General features: G+C 61.2%; 16 protein-coding genes. 9 read left to right on the top strand and 7 right to left on the bottom strand.

Features of this window, described 5'->3' with window-relative positions; genetic code table 11:
• Positions 1-120: 120 nt before the first annotated feature.
• The 6 genes from AB4P96_RS29760 to AB4P96_RS29735 all read right to left on the bottom strand — a co-directional run bounded on the left by AB4P96_RS29760 (position 121) and on the right by AB4P96_RS29735 (position 7,708).
• Positions 121-498: a gamma-butyrobetaine hydroxylase-like domain-containing protein gene (locus AB4P96_RS29760; RefSeq protein WP_017138579.1), complete on the bottom strand. Its 378-nt coding sequence runs from the start codon at positions 496-498 to the stop codon at positions 121-123.
• A gap of 183 nt (positions 499-681) precedes the next feature.
• Entirely contained in the window at positions 682-2,019 is a 1,338-nt protein-coding gene (gene hslU / locus AB4P96_RS29755) for an ATP-dependent protease ATPase subunit HslU (RefSeq protein ID WP_017138578.1), read from the bottom strand.
• 36 nt (positions 2,020-2,055) lie between these two features.
• Positions 2,056-2,586: an ATP-dependent protease subunit HslV gene (gene hslV / locus AB4P96_RS29750; RefSeq protein WP_010563201.1), complete on the bottom strand. Its 531-nt coding sequence runs from the start codon at positions 2,584-2,586 to the stop codon at positions 2,056-2,058.
• Positions 2,587-2,844: 258 nt separating this feature from the next.
• Entirely contained in the window at positions 2,845-3,546 is a 702-nt protein-coding gene (locus tag AB4P96_RS29745) for an SPOR domain-containing protein (protein ID WP_017138577.1), read from the bottom strand.
• Position 3,547: 1 nt separating this feature from the next.
• Positions 3,548-5,284, bottom strand: a complete 1,737-nt coding sequence (argS, locus tag AB4P96_RS29740) for an arginine--tRNA ligase (protein ID WP_395600381.1) — start codon at positions 5,282-5,284, stop codon at positions 3,548-3,550.
• Positions 5,285-5,488: 204 nt separating this feature from the next.
• Positions 5,489-7,708 carry a primosomal protein N' gene (locus AB4P96_RS29735; RefSeq protein ID WP_395600380.1) on the bottom strand — a complete coding sequence of 740 codons (2,220 nt, stop codon included), beginning with the start codon at positions 7,706-7,708 and terminating at the stop codon, positions 5,489-5,491.
• A gap of 342 nt (positions 7,709-8,050) precedes the next feature.
• Between AB4P96_RS29735 and rpmE the strand changes: the two genes are divergently transcribed.
• Complete coding sequence (gene rpmE, locus AB4P96_RS29730; protein ID WP_017138574.1) at positions 8,051-8,278, top strand: 50S ribosomal protein L31; 228 nt, start codon at positions 8,051-8,053, stop codon at positions 8,276-8,278.
• 288 nt (positions 8,279-8,566) lie between these two features.
• Entirely contained in the window at positions 8,567-9,835 is a 1,269-nt protein-coding gene (locus AB4P96_RS29725) for a malic enzyme-like NAD(P)-binding protein (RefSeq protein ID WP_099548044.1), read from the top strand.
• Between the two features lie 742 nt (positions 9,836-10,577).
• On the opposite strand, the gene AB4P96_RS29720 is transcribed toward AB4P96_RS29725, so the two are convergent.
• Positions 10,578-13,040, bottom strand: a complete 2,463-nt coding sequence (locus AB4P96_RS29720) for a penicillin-binding protein 1A (RefSeq protein ID WP_395601007.1) — start codon at positions 13,038-13,040, stop codon at positions 10,578-10,580.
• 219 nt (positions 13,041-13,259) lie between these two features.
• On the opposite strand from AB4P96_RS29720, the gene pilM reads away from it, so the two are divergent.
• From pilM to AB4P96_RS29685, 7 genes are all read left to right on the top strand, one after another.
• A complete protein-coding gene (pilM, locus tag AB4P96_RS29715; protein ID WP_099548046.1) occupies positions 13,260-13,916 on the top strand; it encodes a type IV pilus biogenesis protein PilM in 657 nt (218 codons plus the stop codon).
• Complete coding sequence (locus tag AB4P96_RS29710) at positions 13,913-14,464, top strand: PilN domain-containing protein (RefSeq protein ID WP_236445703.1); 552 nt, start codon at positions 13,913-13,915, stop codon at positions 14,462-14,464. Before pilM ends, AB4P96_RS29710 begins: the two co-directional genes overlap by 4 nt.
• Positions 14,461-15,462: a pilus assembly protein PilP gene (locus AB4P96_RS29705; protein WP_236445704.1), complete on the top strand. Its 1,002-nt coding sequence runs from the start codon at positions 14,461-14,463 to the stop codon at positions 15,460-15,462. The genes AB4P96_RS29710 and AB4P96_RS29705 overlap by 4 nt, the downstream gene beginning before the upstream one ends.
• Positions 15,463-15,531: 69 nt before the next feature.
• The gene (locus AB4P96_RS29700; protein WP_395601006.1) at positions 15,532-16,860 is read left to right on the top strand and encodes a type IV pilus secretin PilQ; all 1,329 of its coding nucleotides are present in this window, start codon (positions 15,532-15,534) and stop codon (positions 16,858-16,860) included.
• A 4-nt stretch (positions 16,861-16,864) separates the two neighbouring features.
• Complete coding sequence (gene aroK / locus AB4P96_RS29695; protein WP_017138567.1) at positions 16,865-17,383, top strand: shikimate kinase AroK; 519 nt, start codon at positions 16,865-16,867, stop codon at positions 17,381-17,383.
• Positions 17,384-17,506: 123 nt separating this feature from the next.
• The gene (gene aroB, locus AB4P96_RS29690; RefSeq protein ID WP_017138566.1) at positions 17,507-18,607 is read left to right on the top strand and encodes a 3-dehydroquinate synthase; all 1,101 of its coding nucleotides are present in this window, start codon (positions 17,507-17,509) and stop codon (positions 18,605-18,607) included.
• A 10-nt stretch (positions 18,608-18,617) separates the two neighbouring features.
• Positions 18,618-20,186 carry an AAA family ATPase gene (locus tag AB4P96_RS29685; RefSeq protein WP_017138565.1) on the top strand — a complete coding sequence of 523 codons (1,569 nt, stop codon included), beginning with the start codon at positions 18,618-18,620 and terminating at the stop codon, positions 20,184-20,186.
• Positions 20,187-20,427: the final 241 nt, after the last annotated feature.

Genomic DNA, 20,427 nt, shown 5'->3' with positions numbered 1-20,427 from the left:
CCAGTTCCATTGGTTACCCGAGTTTAATTTTTTTCGCAAGCGGGCCAATCGTTGACCACGCGACAGGGCATTCAAGCAGATGAAATTAGAAAATGCCCTCTAAAGAGCGAGACGCCTGAGTTAGAGCATCAGCCGCACGACCGATTCGCTCGGGTCGCGGGTTTTGCCGGCGGCTTTAAGCTCAGCCAGATAATCGGCCCACAACGCATCCTGGCGCACGGCCAACTGGTAGAGGTAGTCCCAGGTGAACAGTCCGCTGTCATGGCCGTCGTCGAAGGTCAATTTCAGTGCATATTGACCGGCTGGTTCTATCTTGATCAGCCGCACGTTGAGCTTGCCGAACTGCAGGATGGGTTTGCCGTGGCCCTGGACCTCGGCGGAAGGCGAGTGGGTGCGTAGCAGCTCAGCGGGGAGCTGGTAGACCTCGCTCGGCCCGTAGGTAAGGCCGAGGGTGTTGGAGGTTTTGTGCAAATTTACAGCGGTGGGGAATTTGGTCATTGGAGAACCGCCCAGAGATAGTCCTGAGAACCGGCTTAAAACTGTAGGAGCTGGCTTGTGTGGGAGCCGGGCTTGCCCGCGATGCAGACACCTCGGTGTTTCAGAAACACTGAGGTGATGCTATCGCAGGCAAGCCAGCTCCCACACAAGTCCGGCTCCGACACAAGCCGTTTTCTGTGAGGCTTACAGGATATAACGAGACAGATCTTCGTTCTGCGCCAATTCGCCCAGGTGGCTATTGACGTACTCAGCGTCAATCTTGATCGCTTCGCCATTCTGCGAACCGGCCATGTCGCCAGCACTGAAGGACACTTCTTCCAGCAGACGCTCAAGCAGGGTGTGCAGGCGACGGGCACCGATGTTTTCGGTCTTCTCGTTGACCTGCCAGGCAATCTCCGCCAGGCGCTTGATGCCGTCCGGCTGGAATTCGATGCCCAAACCTTCGGTTTTCAGCAGTTCGCGGTATTGCTCGGTGAGCGAAGCATGCGGCTCGCTGAGGATACGTTCGAAGTCGCCGGGGGTCAGCGCCTTGAGTTCCACGCGAATCGGCAGACGGCCTTGCAGCTCCGGCACCAGGTCGCTGGGCTTGCTCAAGTGGAACGCGCCGGAGGCGATAAACAGGATGTGGTCGGTCTTGACCATGCCCAGCTTGGTGTTCACCGTGCAGCCTTCGATCAGCGGCAACAGGTCGCGCTGTACGCCTTCGCGGGACACATCGACGCCGCCGGAGTTTCCGCGCTTGGCCACCTTGTCGATCTCGTCGATAAACACGATACCGTGCTGCTCCACCGCTTCCAGGGCTTTGGCCTTGAGCTCTTCCTCATTCACCAGGCGCCCGGCTTCTTCGTCGCGCACCAGCTTCAGCGCGTCCTTCACCTTGAGCTTGCGGCTTTTCTTCTTGCCCTTGCCCATGTTGGCGAACAGGTTCTGCAACTGGCTGGTCATTTCTTCCATGCCAGGCGGTGCGGAGATGTCGACGCCGGACACTTCGGCCACTTCGATCTCGATTTCCTTGTCGTCCAGCTGGCCTTCACGCAGGCGCTTGCGGAACAGCTGGCGGGTGTTGGAATCCGAGCTTGGCGCGGCGTCTTCGTTAAAGCCCATGCGTGCCGGTGGCAGCAGGGCATCCAGGATGCGTTCCTCGGCGGCGTCTTCGGCGCGGTGGCTGACCTTGGTCACTTCCTGCTCGCGCAGCATTTTCAGGGCTGCGTCGGCCAGGTCACGGATGATCGACTCGACGTCACGGCCTACATAGCCCACTTCGGTGAACTTGGTGGCCTCGACCTTGATGAACGGAGCATTGGCCAGTTTGGCCAGGCGTCGGGCGATTTCGGTTTTACCCACGCCTGTCGGCCCGATCATCAGGATGTTCTTGGGCGTTACTTCAACGCGCAGTTCTTCAGGCAGTTGCATCCGGCGCCAGCGGTTACGCAGCGCAATGGCAACGGCGCGCTTGGCATCGTCCTGGCCGATGATATGGCGATTAAGTTCATGGACGATTTCGCGGGGAGTCATGGACATAGTGTTTGGCGGCCTCAAGCGGAATAAGCCTACGGCTTACTCGGCGAGGTCCTGCTCCTCAATGGTGAAGTTGTGGTTGGTGAACACGCAGATATCGCCGGCGATACCCAGGGCGGTCTCGACGATTTCGCGGGCCGACAGGTCGGTTTTCTTCAGCAGGGCGCTGGCTGCCGCCTGGGCGTAGCCGCCGCCGGAACCCATGGCGATCAGGCCGTGCTCGGGTTCAACCACATCGCCGTTACCGGTGATGATCAAGGACGCGTCTTTGTTGGCGACCGCCAACATGGCTTCCAGGCGGCTGAGGGAACGGTCGGTGCGCCATTCTTTGGCGAGTTCGACAGCGGCGCGAACCAGGTGGCCCTGGTGTTTTTCCAGCTGGCCTTCGAAGCGTTCGAAGAGGGTGAAAGCGTCGGCAGTGGCGCCAGCGAAACCGGCGAGAACCTGGCCGTGGTACAGGCGACGCACTTTCTTGGCGTTGCCTTTCATCACGGTGTTGCCCAGGGAAACCTGGCCGTCGCCGCCCATGACGACTTTGCCGTGGCGACGTACTGAAACGATGGTGGTCAAGGGGAGAGTCTCCACGCAGCGGGGCGAAAATGCCCTGATGGAATCTCATATGGGGGTGGCGGGGGGGATTTCAACCGTAGGACGTGTGTGCGGACGAGTGGTGTTTGCTGGTCTGACACCTTCCAGAAAGCACCGTAAAACCAACTGTGGGAGCTGGCTTGCCTGCGATAGCGGTGTGTCAGTCACTGAAAATATGGACTGTTACATCGCTATCGCAGGCAAGCCAGCTCCCACATTTTGATCAGCGTTGAGCCGGAATCAACGGCTCTGGCGTTGTTGTAACAACAGATTGCTAAAGCCTGCACCCGCCAGTTGCTTCTGCGCCACGGTCAGCTGTTCACGGTTGCTGAACGGCCCGACCAATACGCGATACCAGGTCGCATCCTTAACCGTGCCGGACTCCACTGTTACCGACTGGCCCAACAGGATGATCTGCGCACGCACACGATCCGCATCCGCCTGTTTCGGGAACGAGCCCGCTTGCAGGAAGAACTTGGTCACCGGCGCCGCCTTGGTGGTCGCCACCGGTGGCGGTGGCGGCGGAGTGATCCCGGCCAACGCGGCTTGAGCGCGTGCGGTGTCGATTTTCGCGGCTTCCGCTGGTGTCACCGGCGTGGTCGGCACTTGTGGCGTCGGCAGGGTTTTCTCCGGCACGGCGTCAGGCGGCACGATCACTTCCGACTCCGGCAGCAGCGTGTAGAAGTCGTACTTGGGCTTTACCGGCGCGGTCGGGCTCGGCGCGGTCTTGTTGGCCTCGGCGATTTTTGTGGCCTTCTGCTGTTCTTGCTTGACCCGTTTGACGTCATCACCCTTGCCGGGCTCCAGCTTCATCAGGATCACCACAAACGCGCCGACCGCCAGGCCGATAGCCATCCACAGCCAGCCCGGGATTGGCTTCTTCGCCGGTGCCTGATAGCGGCTGGCGCCGCGCTTGGGTGCAGGTTTTTTCTTGGCAGCCAACTTACATACGCTCCAGGGTTTCCAGGCCTAACAGTTCCAGGCCTTGCTTGAGGGTCCGTCCAGCCAGTGCGGCGAGGCGCAGGCGACTTTGCTTTTGGGCTTCGTCGTCTGCCGTAAGGATCGGGCAGTTCTCATAGAAGCTGGAGAACAGACCGGCGACTTCGTACAAATACGTGCAGAGGATATGCGGCGTGCCTTTTTCACCGACGCTGTTGAGCACTTCGCCGAACTGCGCCAGCTTGGCCGCCAGGTCCTGTTCATGCGGGGCATCCAGCACGATTTGGCCTTCAACCTCGCTGAAATCCTTGCCCAGCTTGCGGAACACGCCGGCCACACGGGTGTAAGCGTACAGCAGGTACGGCGCGGTGTTGCCTTCGAAGTTGAGCATCAGTTCGAAGTTGAAGCTGTAGTCGCTGGTGCGGTGCTTGGACAGGTCGGCGTACTTCACCGCACCAATACCTACCACGCGGGCGATATTGCGCAGGTCGGCTTCGGCCAACTCCGGGTTCTTTTCCTTCACCAGGTTGTAGGCACGGTCCTGGGCTTCGTTGAGCAGGTCGATCAGCTTCACGGTGCCGCCGTCGCGGGTCTTGAACGGGCGGCCATCGGCGCCGTTCATGGTGCCAAAACCCATGTGTTCCATGTGCATCGGGTGGGTGACGAAGCCTGCGCGGCGCGCCACTTCGAACACTTGCTGGAAGTGCAGGGCCTGGCGCTGGTCGACAAAATACAGCGCGCGGTCGGCCTTGAGCACGCCGCTGCGGTAGCGCACGGCTGCCAGGTCAGTGGTGGCGTACAGGTAGCCGCCGTCGGCCTTGACGATGATCACCGGCAGCGGCTCGCCGTCGGCGGTCTTGAATTCTTCGAGGAACACGCACTGCGCGCCGTTGCTCTCAACCAACAGGCTGGCAGCCTTGAGGTCGTTGACCACGGTGATCAGGTCGTCGTTGTAGGCGCTTTCGCCCATCACGTCGGCCATGGTCAGCTTCACGTTGAGCAGCTCGTAGATTTCCTGGCAGTGCGACAGCGAAATCTCACGGAAACGGCCCCACAGCGCCAGGCAATCTTCATCGCCGGCTTGCAGCTTGACCACCAGGCCACGGGCGCGGTCGGCGAACTCTTCGGATTCGTCGAAGCGCTTTTTGGCGGCGCGGTAGAAGTTTTCCAGGTCGGCCAGCTCGTTGCTGGTGATCGGGTTTTCCTGCAGGTAGGCCATCAGCATGCCGAACTGGGTGCCCCAGTCGCCCACGTGGTTCTGACGGATCACGTCGTCACCCAGGAACTCCAGCACCCGCGCCACGCCGTCACCAATGATGGTCGAGCGCAGGTGGCCCACGTGCATCTCTTTGGCCAGGTTGGGTGCCGACAGGTCAATCACCACACGCTCCACGGGGCCGGCCTTGCGCACGCCAATGTTGGCGTCGGCCAGGGCCGCGTCCAGGCGCGAAGCCAGGGCCTGGGTGTTCTGGAAGAAGTTGATAAAGCCTGGGCCGGCGATTTCGGCCTTGGTCACACTCTCGTCGGTCGGCAGCGCGGCGATGATTTTCTCCGCCAGGTCACGCGGTTTCATGCCGGCAGGCTTGGACAGCATCATCGCAATGTTGCTGGCAAAGTCGCCATGGGTCTTGTCGCGAGTGTTTTCCACCTGGATCGCCGGCGACAGGCCTTCAGGCAACACACCTTCGTTGACGAGTTGGGTGAGGGCTTGTTGGATCAGCTGGCGAATGGTGTCTTTCATGGTGTTCTCTTTCGACCGCAAGCGGCGGTGCGCGATGCGCAGGTGGAAAAACTCGGCATTATCCGTGGCGAGGGCGGGCTTGCCAACCGTTCAGACAGGTTGATGGACCTGCGGACCTCATCGCGGGCAAGCCCGCTCCCACATTTAAGGGGGTTCATATTTCAAAATGTGGGAGCTGGCTTGCCTGCGATAGCGATTTCGCAATCAATACAGGTCTACCGGATCCACATCCAACGACCATCGCACTTGGCGGCCGCTGGGCATTTGCTCCAGGGCAAGCATCCAGCTATTTAATAGTCGATGCAGCGGTGCACGGGACGTTGCCTGCAAGAGTAGCTGAGCGCGATACCGCCCGGCGCGCCGCTCCATCGGCGCGGGGACTGGGCCGAGCAATTCGATGCCGGCCAGACTCAACTCACCGAGCAAACGTTCGGCGGCGCTGCATGCCTCGTCGAGAAAGCGTTCGGCCTGCCCTGGCTTGTGCGCTTCGGCGCGCAACAGTGCCAGGTGTGCAAACGGCGGCAGGCCGGCGGAGCGGCGTTCGCTCAGGGCCTGTTCGGCGAAAGCGAAGTAGCCCTGTTCTGTCAGTTGAATCAGCAAGGGATGGTCAGCCAGATGCGTCTGGATAATCACCTTGCCCGGCTCTTCGGCACGCCCGGCACGGCCTGCCACCTGCACGATCAGTTGCGCCATGCGTTCGCTGGCGCGGAAGTCGCCGGAGAACAAACCACCGTCGGCGTCCAGGATCGACACCAGCGTTACCCGTGGGAAGTGGTGCCCTTTGGCGAGCATCTGCGTGCCGATCAGGATGCACGGCTGGCCTTTCTGAATGGTCGCGAACAGCTGGTTCATCGCGTCTTTGCGCGAGGTGCTGTCGCGGTCGACGCGCAGCACCGGGTAATCCGGAAACAGAATGCCCAGGCGCTCCTCGGCACGCTCGGTGCCCGCACCCACGGGGCGCAAATCCACTTTGCCGCATTGTGGGCAGTGGCGCGGCACGCGCTCCACATGGCCGCAGTGGTGGCAGCGCAACTCGCCGTGGCGCTGGTGTACGGTCATGCGCGCATCGCAGCGTTCGCACTCGGACATCCAGCCGCAGTCGTGACACAACAGTGTCGGCGCAAAGCCTCGGCGGTTGAGAAATACCAGGACTTGCTGGCCGGCGGCGAGGGTTTGGCCGATGGCTTGCTGCATCGGCCCGGAAATGCCGCTGTCCAGGGGGCGGCTTTTTACATCCAGGCGCAGGAAGCGTGGTTGCTTGGCGCCGCCTGCGCGCTCGTTGAGGCGCAGCAGGCCATAACGGCCGGTGTAGGCGTTGTGCAGGCTTTCCAGGGACGGTGTAGCCGAGCCGAGCACAATCGGGATGTCTTCCTGGCGCGCGCGTACCAGCGCCAGGTCGCGGGCGTGGTAGCGCAGGCCTTCCTGCTGTTTATAGGAGCCGTCGTGCTCCTCGTCGATGATGATCAGCCCGGGGTTTTTCATCGGCGTGAACAGTGCCGAGCGGGTGCCGATAATAATGTCGGCCTCGCCGTCCCGCGCCGCCAGCCAGGCTTCCAGGCGCTCGCGGTCGTTGACCGCCGAATGCACCAGCGCGATGCGCGCGTTAAAACGTTGCTCGAAACGCGCCAGGGTTTGCGGGCCGAGGTTGATCTCCGGGATCAACACCAGTGCCTGCTTGCCGGCTTGCAGGGTTTCGCGGATCAGTTGCAAATACACTTCGGTCTTGCCGCTGCCGGTGACGCCGGCGAGCAGGAAGGCATGGAAGCTGTCGAAACCGGCGCGAATGGCTTCATAGGCGGCGCGTTGCTCGGGGTTCAGCGGCAACTCCGGTTGAGCCAGCCAGTGGTCATGGCGCGGGTCCGGCGCGTGCTTGCGGATTTCCACCTGCACCAAGCCCTTTGCCAGCAGCAAGTCGAGGCTGTCTTTGCTCAGCATCAGCTTGCTTAACAACTGGTGGGCTACGCCATGGGGGTGTTGGGCCAGGGTCGCGAGGGCTTCGCGTTGGCGTGGCGCGCGGGCGATGCGTGGGTCATCCAGGCGCGCGCCGGGCACCATCGACCAGAAACGCTCCTGGCGTGCTTCAGCCAGTTCGCCCTGGCGCAGCAGCACCGGCAGTGCCCAGCTCAGGGTATCGCCGAGGCTATGCTGGTAATACTGTGCGGTCCACAGGCATAACTTGAACAGCGCGGGCGGCAGCGGCGGTGTAGCGTCGAGGATGGCCAGGGCTGGCTTGAGCTTTTCGGCGGGGACTTCGCTGTGGTCGGCCACTTCGATCAGGATGCCGATCATCTCGCGACGGCCAAACGGCACGCGCACGCGCATGCCCGGCTGCAACTGCGCCCGCAACACGCCGGCCGGGGCTCGGTAGTCGAACAGGCGGCGCAGGGGCGATGGCAGGGCTAGGCGCAAAATGGCGTCGGGCACGCGGGGAGTCTCATATAAAGGCAGGCAGTGGCGCAGGGGCGGGAGCCTAGCAGACCTGCGGTGGGGGTGTCCTGTCTTGCGGCACTTCTGTGGGCGCCGGGCTTGTTGTGGCGAGCAGCAGGCTTGCCCAGCGCAGGGCAAGCCTGCTCGCCACAAAAAAGTGCGTCCTTGCAGATGGGCGGTGGTGTGTTGGGTTTTTCTGATGAAAGGGGCTTTTATGTAGGCAAAGCACGGGAGGCGCCGCTTGCGCGTTTAAAAAGGTCTGGTAGAATCCGCGGCCTAATTACGTGCGGTATTCGACAATAGTGTCGAGTGGCGGCACGCTAGCCCGAGGAAGTCACCATGAAAGCCGATATCCATCCAGCGTACGAAACTATCGAAGTAACCTGCAGCTGCGGCAACAAGTTCGAAACGCGTTCGAACCTGTGCAAGCCACTGGGTACTGACGTATGCAACGAGTGCCACCCGTTCTACACCGGTAAGCAGAAAACTCTGGACACCGGCGGCCGTGTACAGCGCTTCGCAGATCGCTTTGGTGCTTTCGGCAAGAAGCCTGCTGCTGCAGAGTAAGGCTCAAAAGCCCCCAGGGTTTTTGCAAGCTGTTGAAAAAGGCGCCCCTTGTGGGCGCCTTTTTTGTGCCTGCGATTTGACCGTGCTGCACTCAAAGCGATTTTAATAAAATAATTGTAGACATTTTTTATCGTAATTGTGAACAGTTAAGCCCTTGTATCCCGTGGCTCTTGGCCGAAAGTCGTAGTGCGCGGCCCTTGACGGCAGTGACTGACCAGTCTTGTGGGGACTTTCTCACACGCGTATCCTCGGCGGTCCGTCGACCAACAGTAAAAGCGGAATGCCGATATGTCTGATTTGAAAACTGCCGCTCTCGAATATCACGCCCATCCTCGTCCAGGAAAGCTGAGTGTAGAGCTCACCAAAGCCACTGCCACTGCCCGCGACTTGTCGCTGGCCTACAGCCCTGGCGTTGCCGAGCCCGTACGTGAAATCGCCCGCGACCCTGAACTGGCGTACAAGTACACCGGCAAAGGCAACCTGGTTGCAGTGATTTCCGATGGCACCGCGATTCTCGGCCTGGGCAACCTCGGCCCATTGGCTTCCAAGCCAGTCATGGAAGGTAAGGGCGTGCTGTTCAAGCGCTTTGCCGGCATCGACGTTTTCGACATCGAAGTCGATTCCGAAAGCCCGCAAGCTTTCATCGACACTGTAAAGCGCATCTCCATCACTTTCGGTGGCATCAACCTGGAAGACATCAAGGCACCTGAGTGCTTCGAGATCGAAAAGGCCCTGATCGAACAGTGCGACATTCCGGTATTCCACGATGACCAGCACGGCACCGCGATCGTTACTGCGGCCGGCATGATCAACGCCCTGGAAATCGCTGGCAAAACCCTGGCTGACGCCCAGATCGTCTGCCTGGGCGCTGGTGCTGCGGCCATCTCCTGCATGAAGTTGCTGGTGAGCATGGGCGCCAAGCTGGAAAACATCTTCATGGTCGACAGCAAGGGCGTAGTTCAGTCCGAGCGTACCGACCTGAACCAGTACAAGGCGATGTTTGCCCACGCCACCGACAAGCGCACCCTGGCTGACGCCCTCGACGGTGCCGACGTGTTCGTTGGCCTGTCCGGCCCGAACCTGCTGAGCGCCGAAGGCCTGAAGTCCATGGCGGCCAACCCGATCGTGTTCGCCTGCTCCAACCCGGACCCGGAGATCTCGCCTGAGCTGGCCCACGCCACTCGCAACGACGTGATCATGGCCACCGGCCGTTCGGACTACCCGAACCAGGTCAACAACGTGCTGGGCTTCCCGTTCATCTTCCGTGGTGCCCTGGACGTTCGCGCCAAGCGCATCAACGAAGAGATGAAAGTGGCTGCCGCCAACGCCCTGCGTGAACTGGCCAAGCTGCCGGTACCTCAGGACGTCTGCGATGCCTACGGTGGTGCCCCACTGGCATTCGGTCGTGAGTACATCATCCCGAAACCAATGGATAAGCGCCTGATCACCCTGATCTCGGATGCCGTGGCCAAAGCCGCGATCGAGACCGGTGTGGCTACCCTGCCGTATCCGAAGCACTACCCGCTGAAAAGCGTGGATGATGTGTTCAACGGCTAAGCCGTTGTAGCGCACCAACAAAAAGCCCCGGCTCTTGCGAGTCGGGGCTTTTTTTGTGGCTGATGAATACGGTCTTCAGGCGCCAGGTAAACCCTGTGGGAGCCGGGCTTGCCCGCGATGGCGGTGTACCAGGGGGTGAATCAGTGGCTGATACACCGCCATCGCAGCATAGGTTACACAGCCGGTTGGCACGCAGTCTGTGGCAGGTGGGCTGTTGTGGCGAGCAGGCTTGTCGAATCGTCGCACCGCCGGCGTTGGGCTGCGAAGCGGCCCCAGTAAAGGCACTGCAATTTTCCTGAAAGTACTCAGTGTCAGGGTTTGGGGCCGCTTCGCGGCCCAACGCAGGACAAGCCTGCTCGCCACAGGAGAAAGTGGCGGCCTTCAAAAGTTGTGTAGATGCCTATGGCCATCGCAGGCAAGCCAGCTCCCACAGTGGAGCTGGGTCGGCCATTGATCTCATCAGAACAAATCGATCGGCGCCGCCTAATCCGCCGGCAGCGGGCTGCCCGGTGTAAAGCGTGGATGATGTGTTCAACGGCTAAGCCGTTGTAGCGCACCAACAAAAAGCCCCGGCTCTTGCGAGTCGGGGCTTTTTTTGTGGCTGATGAATACGGTCTTCAGGCGCCAGGTAAACCCTGTGGGAGCCGGGCTTGCCCGCGATGGCGGTGTATCAGGGGGTGAATCAGTGGCTGATCCACCGCCATCGCAGGCAAGCCAGCTCCCACAGTGGAGCTGTGTCACATTAGAAGAGATCGATCGGCGCCGCCTCATCCGCCGGCAGTGGGCTGCCCGGTGCAACGCCGTTGCCCAGCTCGTTGACCGACGGCGGCGTGTCTTCGCTCTTGAACAGCTCGAAGTACGCATTCGGCGTGCTGGGTGATGCCGCACGGCCGCTGACCGGGTCTATCCGCAGGCTGAGAATACCTTCCGGCTCAGCCTGGGTATGCAGCGGCTTGTCCTTCAAGGCCGCGCCCATGTAGCTCATCCAGATCGGCAGTGCGACGGTGCCACCAAACTCACGGCGGCCCAGGCTTTCCGGTTGGTCGTAGCCGGTCCACACGGTGGTCACGTAGTCGGCGTTGTAGCCGGAGAACCAGGCATCCTTGGACTCGTTGGTGGTACCGGTCTTGCCGGCGATATCCGCGCGACCCAAGGCCAGGGCGCGGCGGCCGGTGCCTTTCTTGATCACGTCTTCCAGAATGCTGTTGAGGATGTAGGTGGTACGACCATCCACCACACGCTCGGCCACTGCTGGTGCCTGTGGCTCGGCGGGCACGGCGGCATTGGCGGCCGTTGCTGCGCCTGGCGTCGGCTCAATGGTGATGCCGCCGTTGTTCGGTGCTGCAATGCCATCGGGTGCAGCCACACCGTTTACCACGTCGCCCGGCACGCGTGGCGGGTTGGCGGTGAACAGCGTGTCGCCATTGCGGCTTTCGATCTTGTCGATCAGGTACGGCGTGATCTTGTAGCCGCCGTTGGCAAAGGTGCTCCAGCCGGTAGCAATTTCCATCGGCGTGAGGGTCGCGGTGCCCAGCGCCAGGGACAGGTTCGGCGGCAGATCCGACTTGGCGAAGCCAAAGCGTGTCATGTAGTCGATGGTCTTGCCCACGCCCATCGCCTGCAGCAGGCGGATCGAGACCAGGTTGCGTGACTTGTACAGCGCCTCGCGAATACGGATCGGGCCGAGGAAGGTATTGGTGTCGTTCTTCGGGCGCCAGACCTTGTCCAGGTACTCGTCGACAAACACGATCGGTGCGTCGTTGACCAGGCTGGCGGCGGTGTAGCCGTTATCCAGCGCGGCGCTGTAGACAAACGGTTTGAAGCTTGAGCCCGGCTGGCGCTTGGCCTGGGTGGCGCGGTTGTAGTTGCTCTGCTCGAAGGCAAAGCCGCCGACCAGCGCACGGATCGCACCGTTCTGCGGGTCCAGGGACACCAGAGCGCCCTGGGCCACAGGCACTTGGCTGAATTTCAGGCTGTCGTCTTTCTGGCGTTGCACGCGGATCAAGTCACCGACTTGCGCCACGTCCGACGGCTGCTTGGGCATCGGGCCCATGCTGTTGGTGTTCAGGAACGGGCGTGCCCATTTCATGCTGTCCCACGACACATGGCCTTCGCCGCTGCGGGTGAGCACTTGCACGCCATCCTTCTTCACCTGAGTGACGATGGCGGGTTCCAGGCCGCTGATCGGGCGCTGTTTACCCAGCTCGGTGGTCCAGGCGCTCAGGGTCTTGCCCGGCAGGCGCGATTCGGGGCCACGGTAGCCATGGCGCTGGTCGTAGGTCACCAAACCGTCGCGTACTGAGTTATTGGCGATTTCCTGCAGGTTGCTTGGAATGGTCGTGGTCACGCGGAAGCCTTCGGTGTAGGCCTCGCTGCCATAACGGCCGACCATCTCGGCACGTGCCATTTCAGCGATATACGGCGCATTCACTTCCGGAGTCGGCACGTGGTAGCTGGCGTTCAGCGGCTCGGCCACGGCGCTCTCGTAGGCGGCCTGGTCGATTTTGCCCAGCTTATACATGCGCCCCAGGATCCAGTCGCGACGCTCCTTGCTGCGCGCCGGGTTGGCCAGCGGGTTGAAGCGCGACGGCGCCTTCGGCAGGCCGGCGATCATTGCCATCTGCGCCAGGCTGGCATCACGAATCGACTTGCCGTAGTACACCTGCGAAGCGGCTTCGATCCCGTAGGCGCGATTGCCCAGGTAGATCTTGTTGACGTACAGCTCAAGGATTTCGTCCTTGGTCAGCTGACGTTCGATCTGCAGCGCCAACAGGATTTCGGTGGCCTTGCGCGAAAAACTGCGCTCGCTGGTGAGGAAGAAGTTCTTCGCCACCTGCATGGTGATTGTGCTGCCGCCGGATTGAATGTGTCCGCTTTTTACCAGCTGGGTGGCTGCGCGCACCAGGCTGCCTGGGTCGACGCCGTAGTGGTTGGCGAAATTATCGTCTTCAGCCGAGAGCAGGGCGTTGATGAAATTGGGTGGAATGTCGGCGAAACGGATCGGTGTGCGGCGCATTTCGCCGAACTCCGCGATCAGTTTTTCATCGCTGCTGTAGACCCGCAAAGGAATCTGCAACTGGATACTTCTGAGTGCCTCTACTGAGGGCAAACCCGGACTAAGGTAGAGGTAGGCCCCGCTGAGTACGAGCAGCAGCCCGCAGACGATCGCGACAATGGAGTACCCGAAAAACTTCAGCAGACGAATCAAGGCTTTTGGATTTCCAGAGAAAAGAATGAGTTACGCGTCGGGGCATGCATGGCAAACGATGGATCGACCCGAGCAGCAGGAAAAAGCGGGAAAAAACGCTGGGCATTAAAGCATTTTCGGCCTGGGGCGTCATTCGTGGCGGCCAAACAAGTCGACCGAATGCACGATTCCCAGCGGCAATCAGGCGGTATGACAGGCAAAGTTTTAGGGAGTTTTATGAGAAAGGGATTTTTCAGGCGCAAAGCCGACACCCTGCTGGGCGTCGACATCAATGACACCGGAATCAAGCTGATTGAACTGGACCACACCGCCGGCGCCTACAGCGTCAAGGCATACGTCGCGCAGGGGCTGCCCGCCAATGCGGTCGTCGATGGCACGTTGTTGGACCTTGAAGGGGTGGGGCAGGCGCTGCAGCAGGCATTGTCCCGGTTGCACTCGTCCGTCCGGCAGGCGGCGGTGGCGGTATCGGGGCCATCGGTCATCACGCGGGTGATCGACATGGAGGCGGGGCTCAGTGACGAAGAGATGGCCTGGATGATCCAGATGGAAGCCGACCAGTACATCCCTTACCCACTGGATGACGTCGCCATCGATTTTCAGGTGCGCGGCCCCTTAGCTCAGGACTCGGCGCGGGTCGAGGTGGTGCTGGCTGCGTGCCTGAAGGAGCAGGTCGAGGCCCGCGCAGCGGTTTTGGCCCTGGCCGGGCTGGTTGCGCGGGTGGTGGACGTCGAAGGGTTTGCATTGGAGCGCGCTTGCCGTCAGGATTTCGCCAGCTTCATGCCGGGCCATCGAGTCGATGGCGCACAATGGGCCGTGGATGCCCACGGGATGGGAATTGCTTGCGGGCTGGCCCTGAGGAGTTTCGCTGGATGACACGAATCAATCTTTTGCCCTGGCGCCAGGCGCAGGCAGAACGGCGGCGCAAATACTTCCTGATATTTCTGCTGGGGTTCGCCGGTGTGGCACTCGCGGCGGTGTGGCTGGCGAACCAGGTCATCGATCAGGCGATCGACCGGCAAGTGACACGCAACAGCCACCTCAACCAAGACGTCGCCATCCAGGACTCGCGCCTCAAGACCATCGATGACTTGCAGGAGCAGAGCCAGCAATTGGCCGCGCGAATGAAGGTCGTACAGGACCTGCACGAATCTCGCTCGGCCGGCGCCCAGCTATTGGACCAACTCGCCCGTGCCGTGCCCGATGGGGTGCACCTGCATGAGGTGGTTGCCAAGGGCAATACGGTGAGTGTCAGTGGCAGTGCCGAGTCCAGCCAGGATATCGCTCAACTGATGCGCCGCCTCGAGGCCTCTGAAGGTGCCCACGCAACCCGGCTGCAGCACGTGCGTGCGCAAGGCCAAGGCGGCGGCAACGAATTCCAGTTGATGGTGCGCCAAGGGGAATCCACCGAGGCCCAGCCTTGAGCCTGCCCAGGCTCGACTTTTCCACGCTTTCTCACAACGCTGCCAAATGGCCCCTACCGGCCAAGCTTCTGCTCGGCTGCGCGCTGGGGGGATTGGTGTGGGTGGTGGGCGATGGATGGCTGCTGGCTCCGGCACGTGAACAGTTGCAAGGGTTGCAAGCGCAGACGCTGATGTTGCAACAGCAACTTACGCAAAAGACCGGCCTGGCCGCCGATCTTGAGGTGCGTGCCCATCAGGCCCAGGGAGCCCAGGCGCAGGTTGCCGAGCTGTTGCGGCAGTTGCCCGGCGAATCGGACGTGCCGGGCTTGCTCGAAGACATGGCGCGGCTGGCGGCGGCCAACGGTTTGGTGGTCGAAGGTGTCACGGTACTGGATGAACAGACGCAGCCGTACTACATCGAGGAGCCGGTACAAGTCGGTGTTTTGGGTGCCTACCACGACCTGGCGAGCTTCGTGACTGCCCTGGGTGATTTGCCGCGGATCGTCACTGTGCAGGATGTGGTGCTTCGGTCTGAAGGGGCGTTATTGCGCCTTGATTTGCTGGCCAAGACTTACCGTGGCCTGTCCGCGCGCGGCAAGCCTGGAATGGCTGTCGAGCAGAGGGCGCACTTTGTCTACGACGCAGCGTCCCAGCGTGACCCGTTCCAGCCGCCTGCGGCGCAGGTCGACCATATGCCGGGCCAACCCGCTCTTGCGCCGGACTTGGCTCGCAAGCGCGGCCCACTGGAAGGCCTGGCTGTCGACCAGTTCGAAATGGTCGGCACGCTTTCAATCGATGCAGTGTCGGTCGAAGCACTGCCCCATGGCCTGCAGACATTCGCCCTGCTGCGCACATCTTCTGGCGTGCACCGGCTGGCGGTCGGCGACTACCTGGGGCCTAACCATGGCCGGGTCACGGCCATTCATTCCGGCCACATCGAACTGGTCGAACTGTTCCCGGACGAACAGGGCGCATGGCTTGCGCGTTCGCGAACCCTGGTTTTAAACGTCAACTCATAACGGAATCAAACAATGAAAAGGACTTTCTCGTCCTTCGGTGTGGCGCTATGGATAGCGTTCACGGCACCGATGGCATTTGCTGTGCCCAATCGCGTCGATCTGATCCAGCTGCCGCCTCCCGGCAGCGTGGTTCCCAGTGGCGCCTACAACGGCGACACGCTGACCCTCAACTTCCAGAACATCGATTTGCGCGCCGTGTTGCAGCAAATTGCGGATGTAGCCGGGCTTAATTTGGTGGCCAGTGATGAAGTGCAAGGCTCGATCACTTTGCGGCTCAAGGATGTGCCCTGGGACCAGGCGCTGGATCTGGTGCTGCAAACCAAAGGCTTGGATAAGCGCGTGAAGGCCGGCGTTTTGCTGGTGGCACCCGCCGAAGAGTTGGCGGCCCGCGAGCTGCTGGCGCTGGAGTCGCGCAAGCAGATGGAAGAGCTGGCGCCCTTGCGGCGCGAGCTGTTGCAGGTCAATTACGCCAAGGCGGCGGACCTGGCCAAGTTGTTCCAGTCGGTGACAGGCGTTGACGGTTTTACCGATGAGCGCGGCTCGGTGGCGGTGGATGATCGCACCAATAACATCATCGCCTACCAGACCCGCGAGCAAATTGACGAGCTGCGGCGCATCGTGGCGCAGCTGGATGTACCGGTACGCCAAGTGATGATCGAGGCGCGGATTGTCGAGGCTAATGTCGATTACGACAAAAGCCTGGGCGTGCGCTGGGGCGGGCGGCTCAATCGCGGCAACTGGGGCGCGGGCGGTATCAGCAAGCCGTTGGCCGAGGGTGCGGAGCCACCGGAGAATCTGCCCAGCTCGCCGTTTGTCGATATGGGCTCGCTGGCCGGTACGTCTGGCTTGGGCATCGCTTTTATTACCGACAACCTGTTGCTCGACCTGGAACTGACGGCCATGGAAAAAACCGGCAACGGCGAAATCGTCTCACAGCCCAAGGTGGTCACTTCCGACAAGGAAACTGCGCGCATCCTCAAGGGCACCGAGATCCCTTACCAGGAATCCAGCTCGCGTGGCGCCACCTCGGTGTCGTTCAAGGAGGCCTCGCTGTCGTTGGAGGTGACCCCGCAAATCACCCCGGATGGCTGGGTGATTATGGAGGTCAAGGTCACCAAGGACGAGCCGGACTACCTGAACAAGCTCAACGACGTACCGCCGATCAAGAAAAACGAAGTCAACGCCAAGGTGCGGGTCAAGGATGGCGAGACCATCGTCATTGGCGGGGTTTTCTCCAAAACGCAAAGCAAAGTGGTAGATAAAGTGCCATTTTTGGGCGATGTACCGTATCTTGGCCGCCTTTTCCGGCGCGATGTGCTGGCGGAGAAAAAATCCGAGCTGCTGGTATTCCTGACTCCGCGTATTATGAATAACCAGGCGATTGCTGTGAGTCGTTGATTCTGTGCGAAATTTGATTCTTGTAGGACCGATGGGGGCTGGAAAAAGCACCATCGGCCGTTTGCTGGCCAAAGAGCTGCGCCTGCCGTTCAAAGATTCCGACAAGGAAATTGAATTGCGCACGGGTGCCAATATCCCATGGATCTTCGATAAGGAAGGCGAGCTGGGCTTTCGCGACCGCGAGCAGGCGATGATTGCCGAGCTGTGCGGCTGCGATGGCGTGGTATTGGCCACCGGCGGCGGTGCAGTGATGCGCGATGAAAACCGCCGGGCGCTGCATGCCGGTGGTCGCGTGGTTTATTTGCATGCATCGGTCGAGCAGCAGGTGGGGCGTACCGCCCGCGATCGCAATCGCCCATTGCTGCGCACCGCAGACCCGGCAAAAACCTTGCGGGACTTGCTCACGCTGCGCGATCCGCTGTATCGGGAAATCGCCGATCTGGTGGTCGAAACCGATGAGCGGCCGCCTCGAATGGTGGTTCTCGACATTCTTGAGCGTTTGCAGCAATTGCCACCCCGTTAAAGCCAGGCCCGAAATGCGCTATTCTCGGCGGCGCGCCATCATCCTCCGGGGTATGGCGCAGAGCCATCAGGCGACGAAATTCCGAGCGTTGCCGATCGTACATATTTCTTCACGCGGGGACACATGCAGACACTTAAGGTCGATCTAGGCGAGCGCAGCTACCCAATCCATATTGGCGAAGGTTTGTTGGACCTGCCCGAGTTGCTCGCACCGCATATTGCCGGTCGGCAAGTGGCGATCATCTCCAATGAAACGGTCGCGCCGCTGTATCTTGAGCGTCTGAGCCGCAGCCTTGCGGCCTACTCGGTGATTTCGGTGATCCTGCCCGATGGCGAGGCCCACAAGAACTGGGAAACCCTGCAACTGATCTTTGACGGCCTGCTGACTGCACGGCATGACCGACGTACCACGGTGGTCGCCCTGGGCGGCGGCGTGATCGGCGACATGGCCGGCTTTGCCGCAGCGTGCTACCAGCGCGGCGTGGACTTTATCCAGGTGCCGACCACCTTGTTGTCCCAGGTCGATTCGTCGGTGGGCGGCAAGACCGGCATCAACCACCCGCTGGGCAAGAACATGGTGGGTGCGTTCTATCAACCACAAGCCGTGCTGATCGACACCGCGACCCTCAACACCTTGCCGCCGCGCGAGCTGTCGGCCGGTCTGGCAGAGGTCATCAAGTACGGGCTGATTTGTGACGAGCCGTTCCTGACCTGGCTCGAAGAACACATGGACGCCCTGCGTGCCCTGGACCAGGTGGCACTGACCGAAGCGATTTCCCGTTCATGCGCCGCCAAGGCGCTGGTGGTGAATGCCGACGAACGGGAGTCCGGTGTGCGCGCCACCCTGAACCTGGGCCACACCTTCGGCCATGCGATCGAAACGCACATGGGCTATGGTGTGTGGTTGCACGGGGAAGCCGTGGCGGCTGGCACAGTAATGGCACTGGAAATGTCGCAACGCCTGGGCTGGATCAGCGCCCAGGAGCGTGATCGCGGCATCCATCTGTTCCAGCGCGCCGGCTTGCCGGTTATTCCGCCGGAAGAGATGACCGAGGCGGATTTCCTCGAACATATGGCAATCGACAAGAAAGTGATCGACGGTCGCCTGCGACTGGTGCTGCTGCGCCACATGGGTGAAGCGGTAGTGACCGACGATTATCCGAAAGAGATTTTACAGGCCACGCTGGGAGCGGATTACCGCGCCCTGGCCCAGCTTAAAGGTTAATAAGATCCCGATGACTAGTTTGCATGCCGACGAGGCGTTCCTCGGCCACTACCAGTTAAGCCACGACCCTTTTGCTCCACGGGTGCCTGGCTTCAAATTTTTCCCTGCCCAGCGCAAGCCGGTGCTCGGTCAGTTGCACCACCTGGCGCGCTACAGCCAACTGTTGCTGGTTGTGACCGGCCCGTTGGGCAGCGGCAAGACCCTGCTGCGCCAGGCGCTGGTTGCCAGCACCAACAAGCAATCGGTACAGAGCGTGGTGGTATCGGCCCGTGGTGCCGGTGATGCAGCCGGCGTGCTGCGCCAAGTGGCCCAGGCGCTGAACGTTGCCAATGCCGAGCCGAACGCGATCCTCAAGCAGGTTGTGCAGTTGGGCCTCACCGGCCAGGAAGTCTACTTGCTGGTGGACGATGCCGAGCAGCTCGACGAATCCGCCCTGGAAGCGCTGCTGGCGCTGGCGGCGGGTACGCCGGAAGGGCGCCCGCATGTGTTCCTGTTTGGTGAGTCGTCCTTGATCGCCGATCTGGAGCAGATCAGCGGTGAGCAGGAGCTGTTTCACGTCATCGAATTGCAGCCGTACGAAGAGGAAGAAACCCGCGAATACCTGGCTCAACGCCTCGAAGGCGCCGGTGCCGGTATCGAACTTTTCACGGCAAATCAGATCTCTGATATTCACGAAAGCGCAGGCGGCTGGCCTGGCACCATCAACCAGGTTGCCCGCGATGCCTTGATCGAAGCCATGATTGCCAGCCGCTCTGCGGTTAAGCGTCCAAAGATGGGGTTTACTATGCCTAAGAAGCACGTATTGGCGATTTCTGCCGTGGTCGTGGTCGCTGTCGCTGCTGCCTGGTTGATCCCGGGTCGCAGCAAGGCACCCGCCACCGCCGGCGCGCCAACCGAACAGGCGCAGTTGCCACTGGGCAAGCCCACGCCAAATGTCGAATTCGCCAACTCCGGCCAACCGACCAACCTGCCGATGGTCGGCCAGCCAGTCATGCGCGGCCCGCTCGCTGAAGCCGCCGGTGGTATCTCCGAAGGTGACGACGGTGTGCCGGTGGAAGGCTCCAGCGCCACGCCGCCAACCGTAACCACCACCGCACCGCCTGCCGGCGTTCCGGCTGGCCCGGCAGCCGCTCCAGTTGCCAAGCCGACGCCAGCGCCGACCGTTGCCACTGCCAAGCCTGCCCCGGTTGCCAAGCCTGTCGCGCCTGCGCCAGTGGCCAAGCCGGCACCGGCCGCCAAGCCTGCTGAAAAACCTGCCGCTGTTGCCAAGGCCGCTGCGCCTGCCGCCGCCGGCAGCAGCTGGTACACCAGCCAGCCAACCGGTAATTTCGTCGTGCAGATCCTGGGCACCAGCTCCGAAGCCAACGCCCAGGCGTTTGTGAAAGAGCAGGGCGGCCAGTACCGTTATTTCAAGAAAGTGCTCAACGGCAAGCCTCTCTACGTGATCACCTACGGCAGCTTCCCAAGCCGTGCAGCAGCTGATTCCGCTATCAAAGCCTTGCCAGCGAAGGTTCAGGCTGGTAAACCTTGGCCTCGCACTGTTGCCAGCGTTCAACAAGAACTCGCAACAAGTCGCTGAAGATTCGGCGGCCTTACCCAGGCCGCCTCTCCCGGCACCTCAAAATTAAAACCGCAAGTGCGTGCTGCCCTCAAGGCCGCGCGCCCTGCGGTGTCTGCGTCACAGTAGCTTTTGAGTCGTAGCGGTCAGAATTAAAAAAGTTTTGACTAGCACAGCATATCGCTTTAAACCTTTCATAAATGCGACATAGATTTGCGACATTTCGTCGCTAAATTTGTGAGCGTTCGTGTCGGTGTGTACA

This window comes from Pseudomonas sp. B19125 (assembly GCF_044218855.1).
In the GTDB taxonomy this organism is placed as follows: domain Bacteria; phylum Pseudomonadota; class Gammaproteobacteria; order Pseudomonadales; family Pseudomonadaceae; genus Aquipseudomonas; species Aquipseudomonas edaphica.
Note: the sequence above shows the minus strand (reverse complement) of the source record. Positions and strands in the feature narration are given on the sequence as shown.

What these genes read in the sequence shown, in the direction of transcription:
- AB4P96_RS29700 (WP_395601006.1), top strand. Translation starts at nt 15,532, where the DNA reads ATGGCATTTGCTGTGCCCAATCGCGTCGATCTGATCCAGCTGCCGCCT.
- AB4P96_RS29760 (WP_017138579.1), bottom strand. Translation starts at nt 498, where the DNA reads ATGACCAAATTCCCCACCGCTGTAAATTTGCACAAAACCTCCAACACC.
- hslU (WP_017138578.1), bottom strand. Translation starts at nt 2,019, where the DNA reads ATGTCCATGACTCCCCGCGAAATCGTCCATGAACTTAATCGCCATATC.
- AB4P96_RS29710 (WP_236445703.1), top strand. Translation starts at nt 13,913, where the DNA reads ATGACACGAATCAATCTTTTGCCCTGGCGCCAGGCGCAGGCAGAACGG.
- aroB (WP_017138566.1), top strand. Translation starts at nt 17,507, where the DNA reads ATGCAGACACTTAAGGTCGATCTAGGCGAGCGCAGCTACCCAATCCAT.
- rpmE (WP_017138574.1), top strand. Translation starts at nt 8,051, where the DNA reads ATGAAAGCCGATATCCATCCAGCGTACGAAACTATCGAAGTAACCTGC.
- pilM (WP_099548046.1), top strand. Translation starts at nt 13,260, where the DNA reads ATGAGAAAGGGATTTTTCAGGCGCAAAGCCGACACCCTGCTGGGCGTC.
- AB4P96_RS29685 (WP_017138565.1), top strand. Translation starts at nt 18,618, where the DNA reads ATGACTAGTTTGCATGCCGACGAGGCGTTCCTCGGCCACTACCAGTTA.
- argS (WP_395600381.1), bottom strand. Translation starts at nt 5,284, where the DNA reads ATGAAAGACACCATTCGCCAGCTGATCCAACAAGCCCTCACCCAACTC.
- AB4P96_RS29725 (WP_099548044.1), top strand. Translation starts at nt 8,567, where the DNA reads ATGTCTGATTTGAAAACTGCCGCTCTCGAATATCACGCCCATCCTCGT.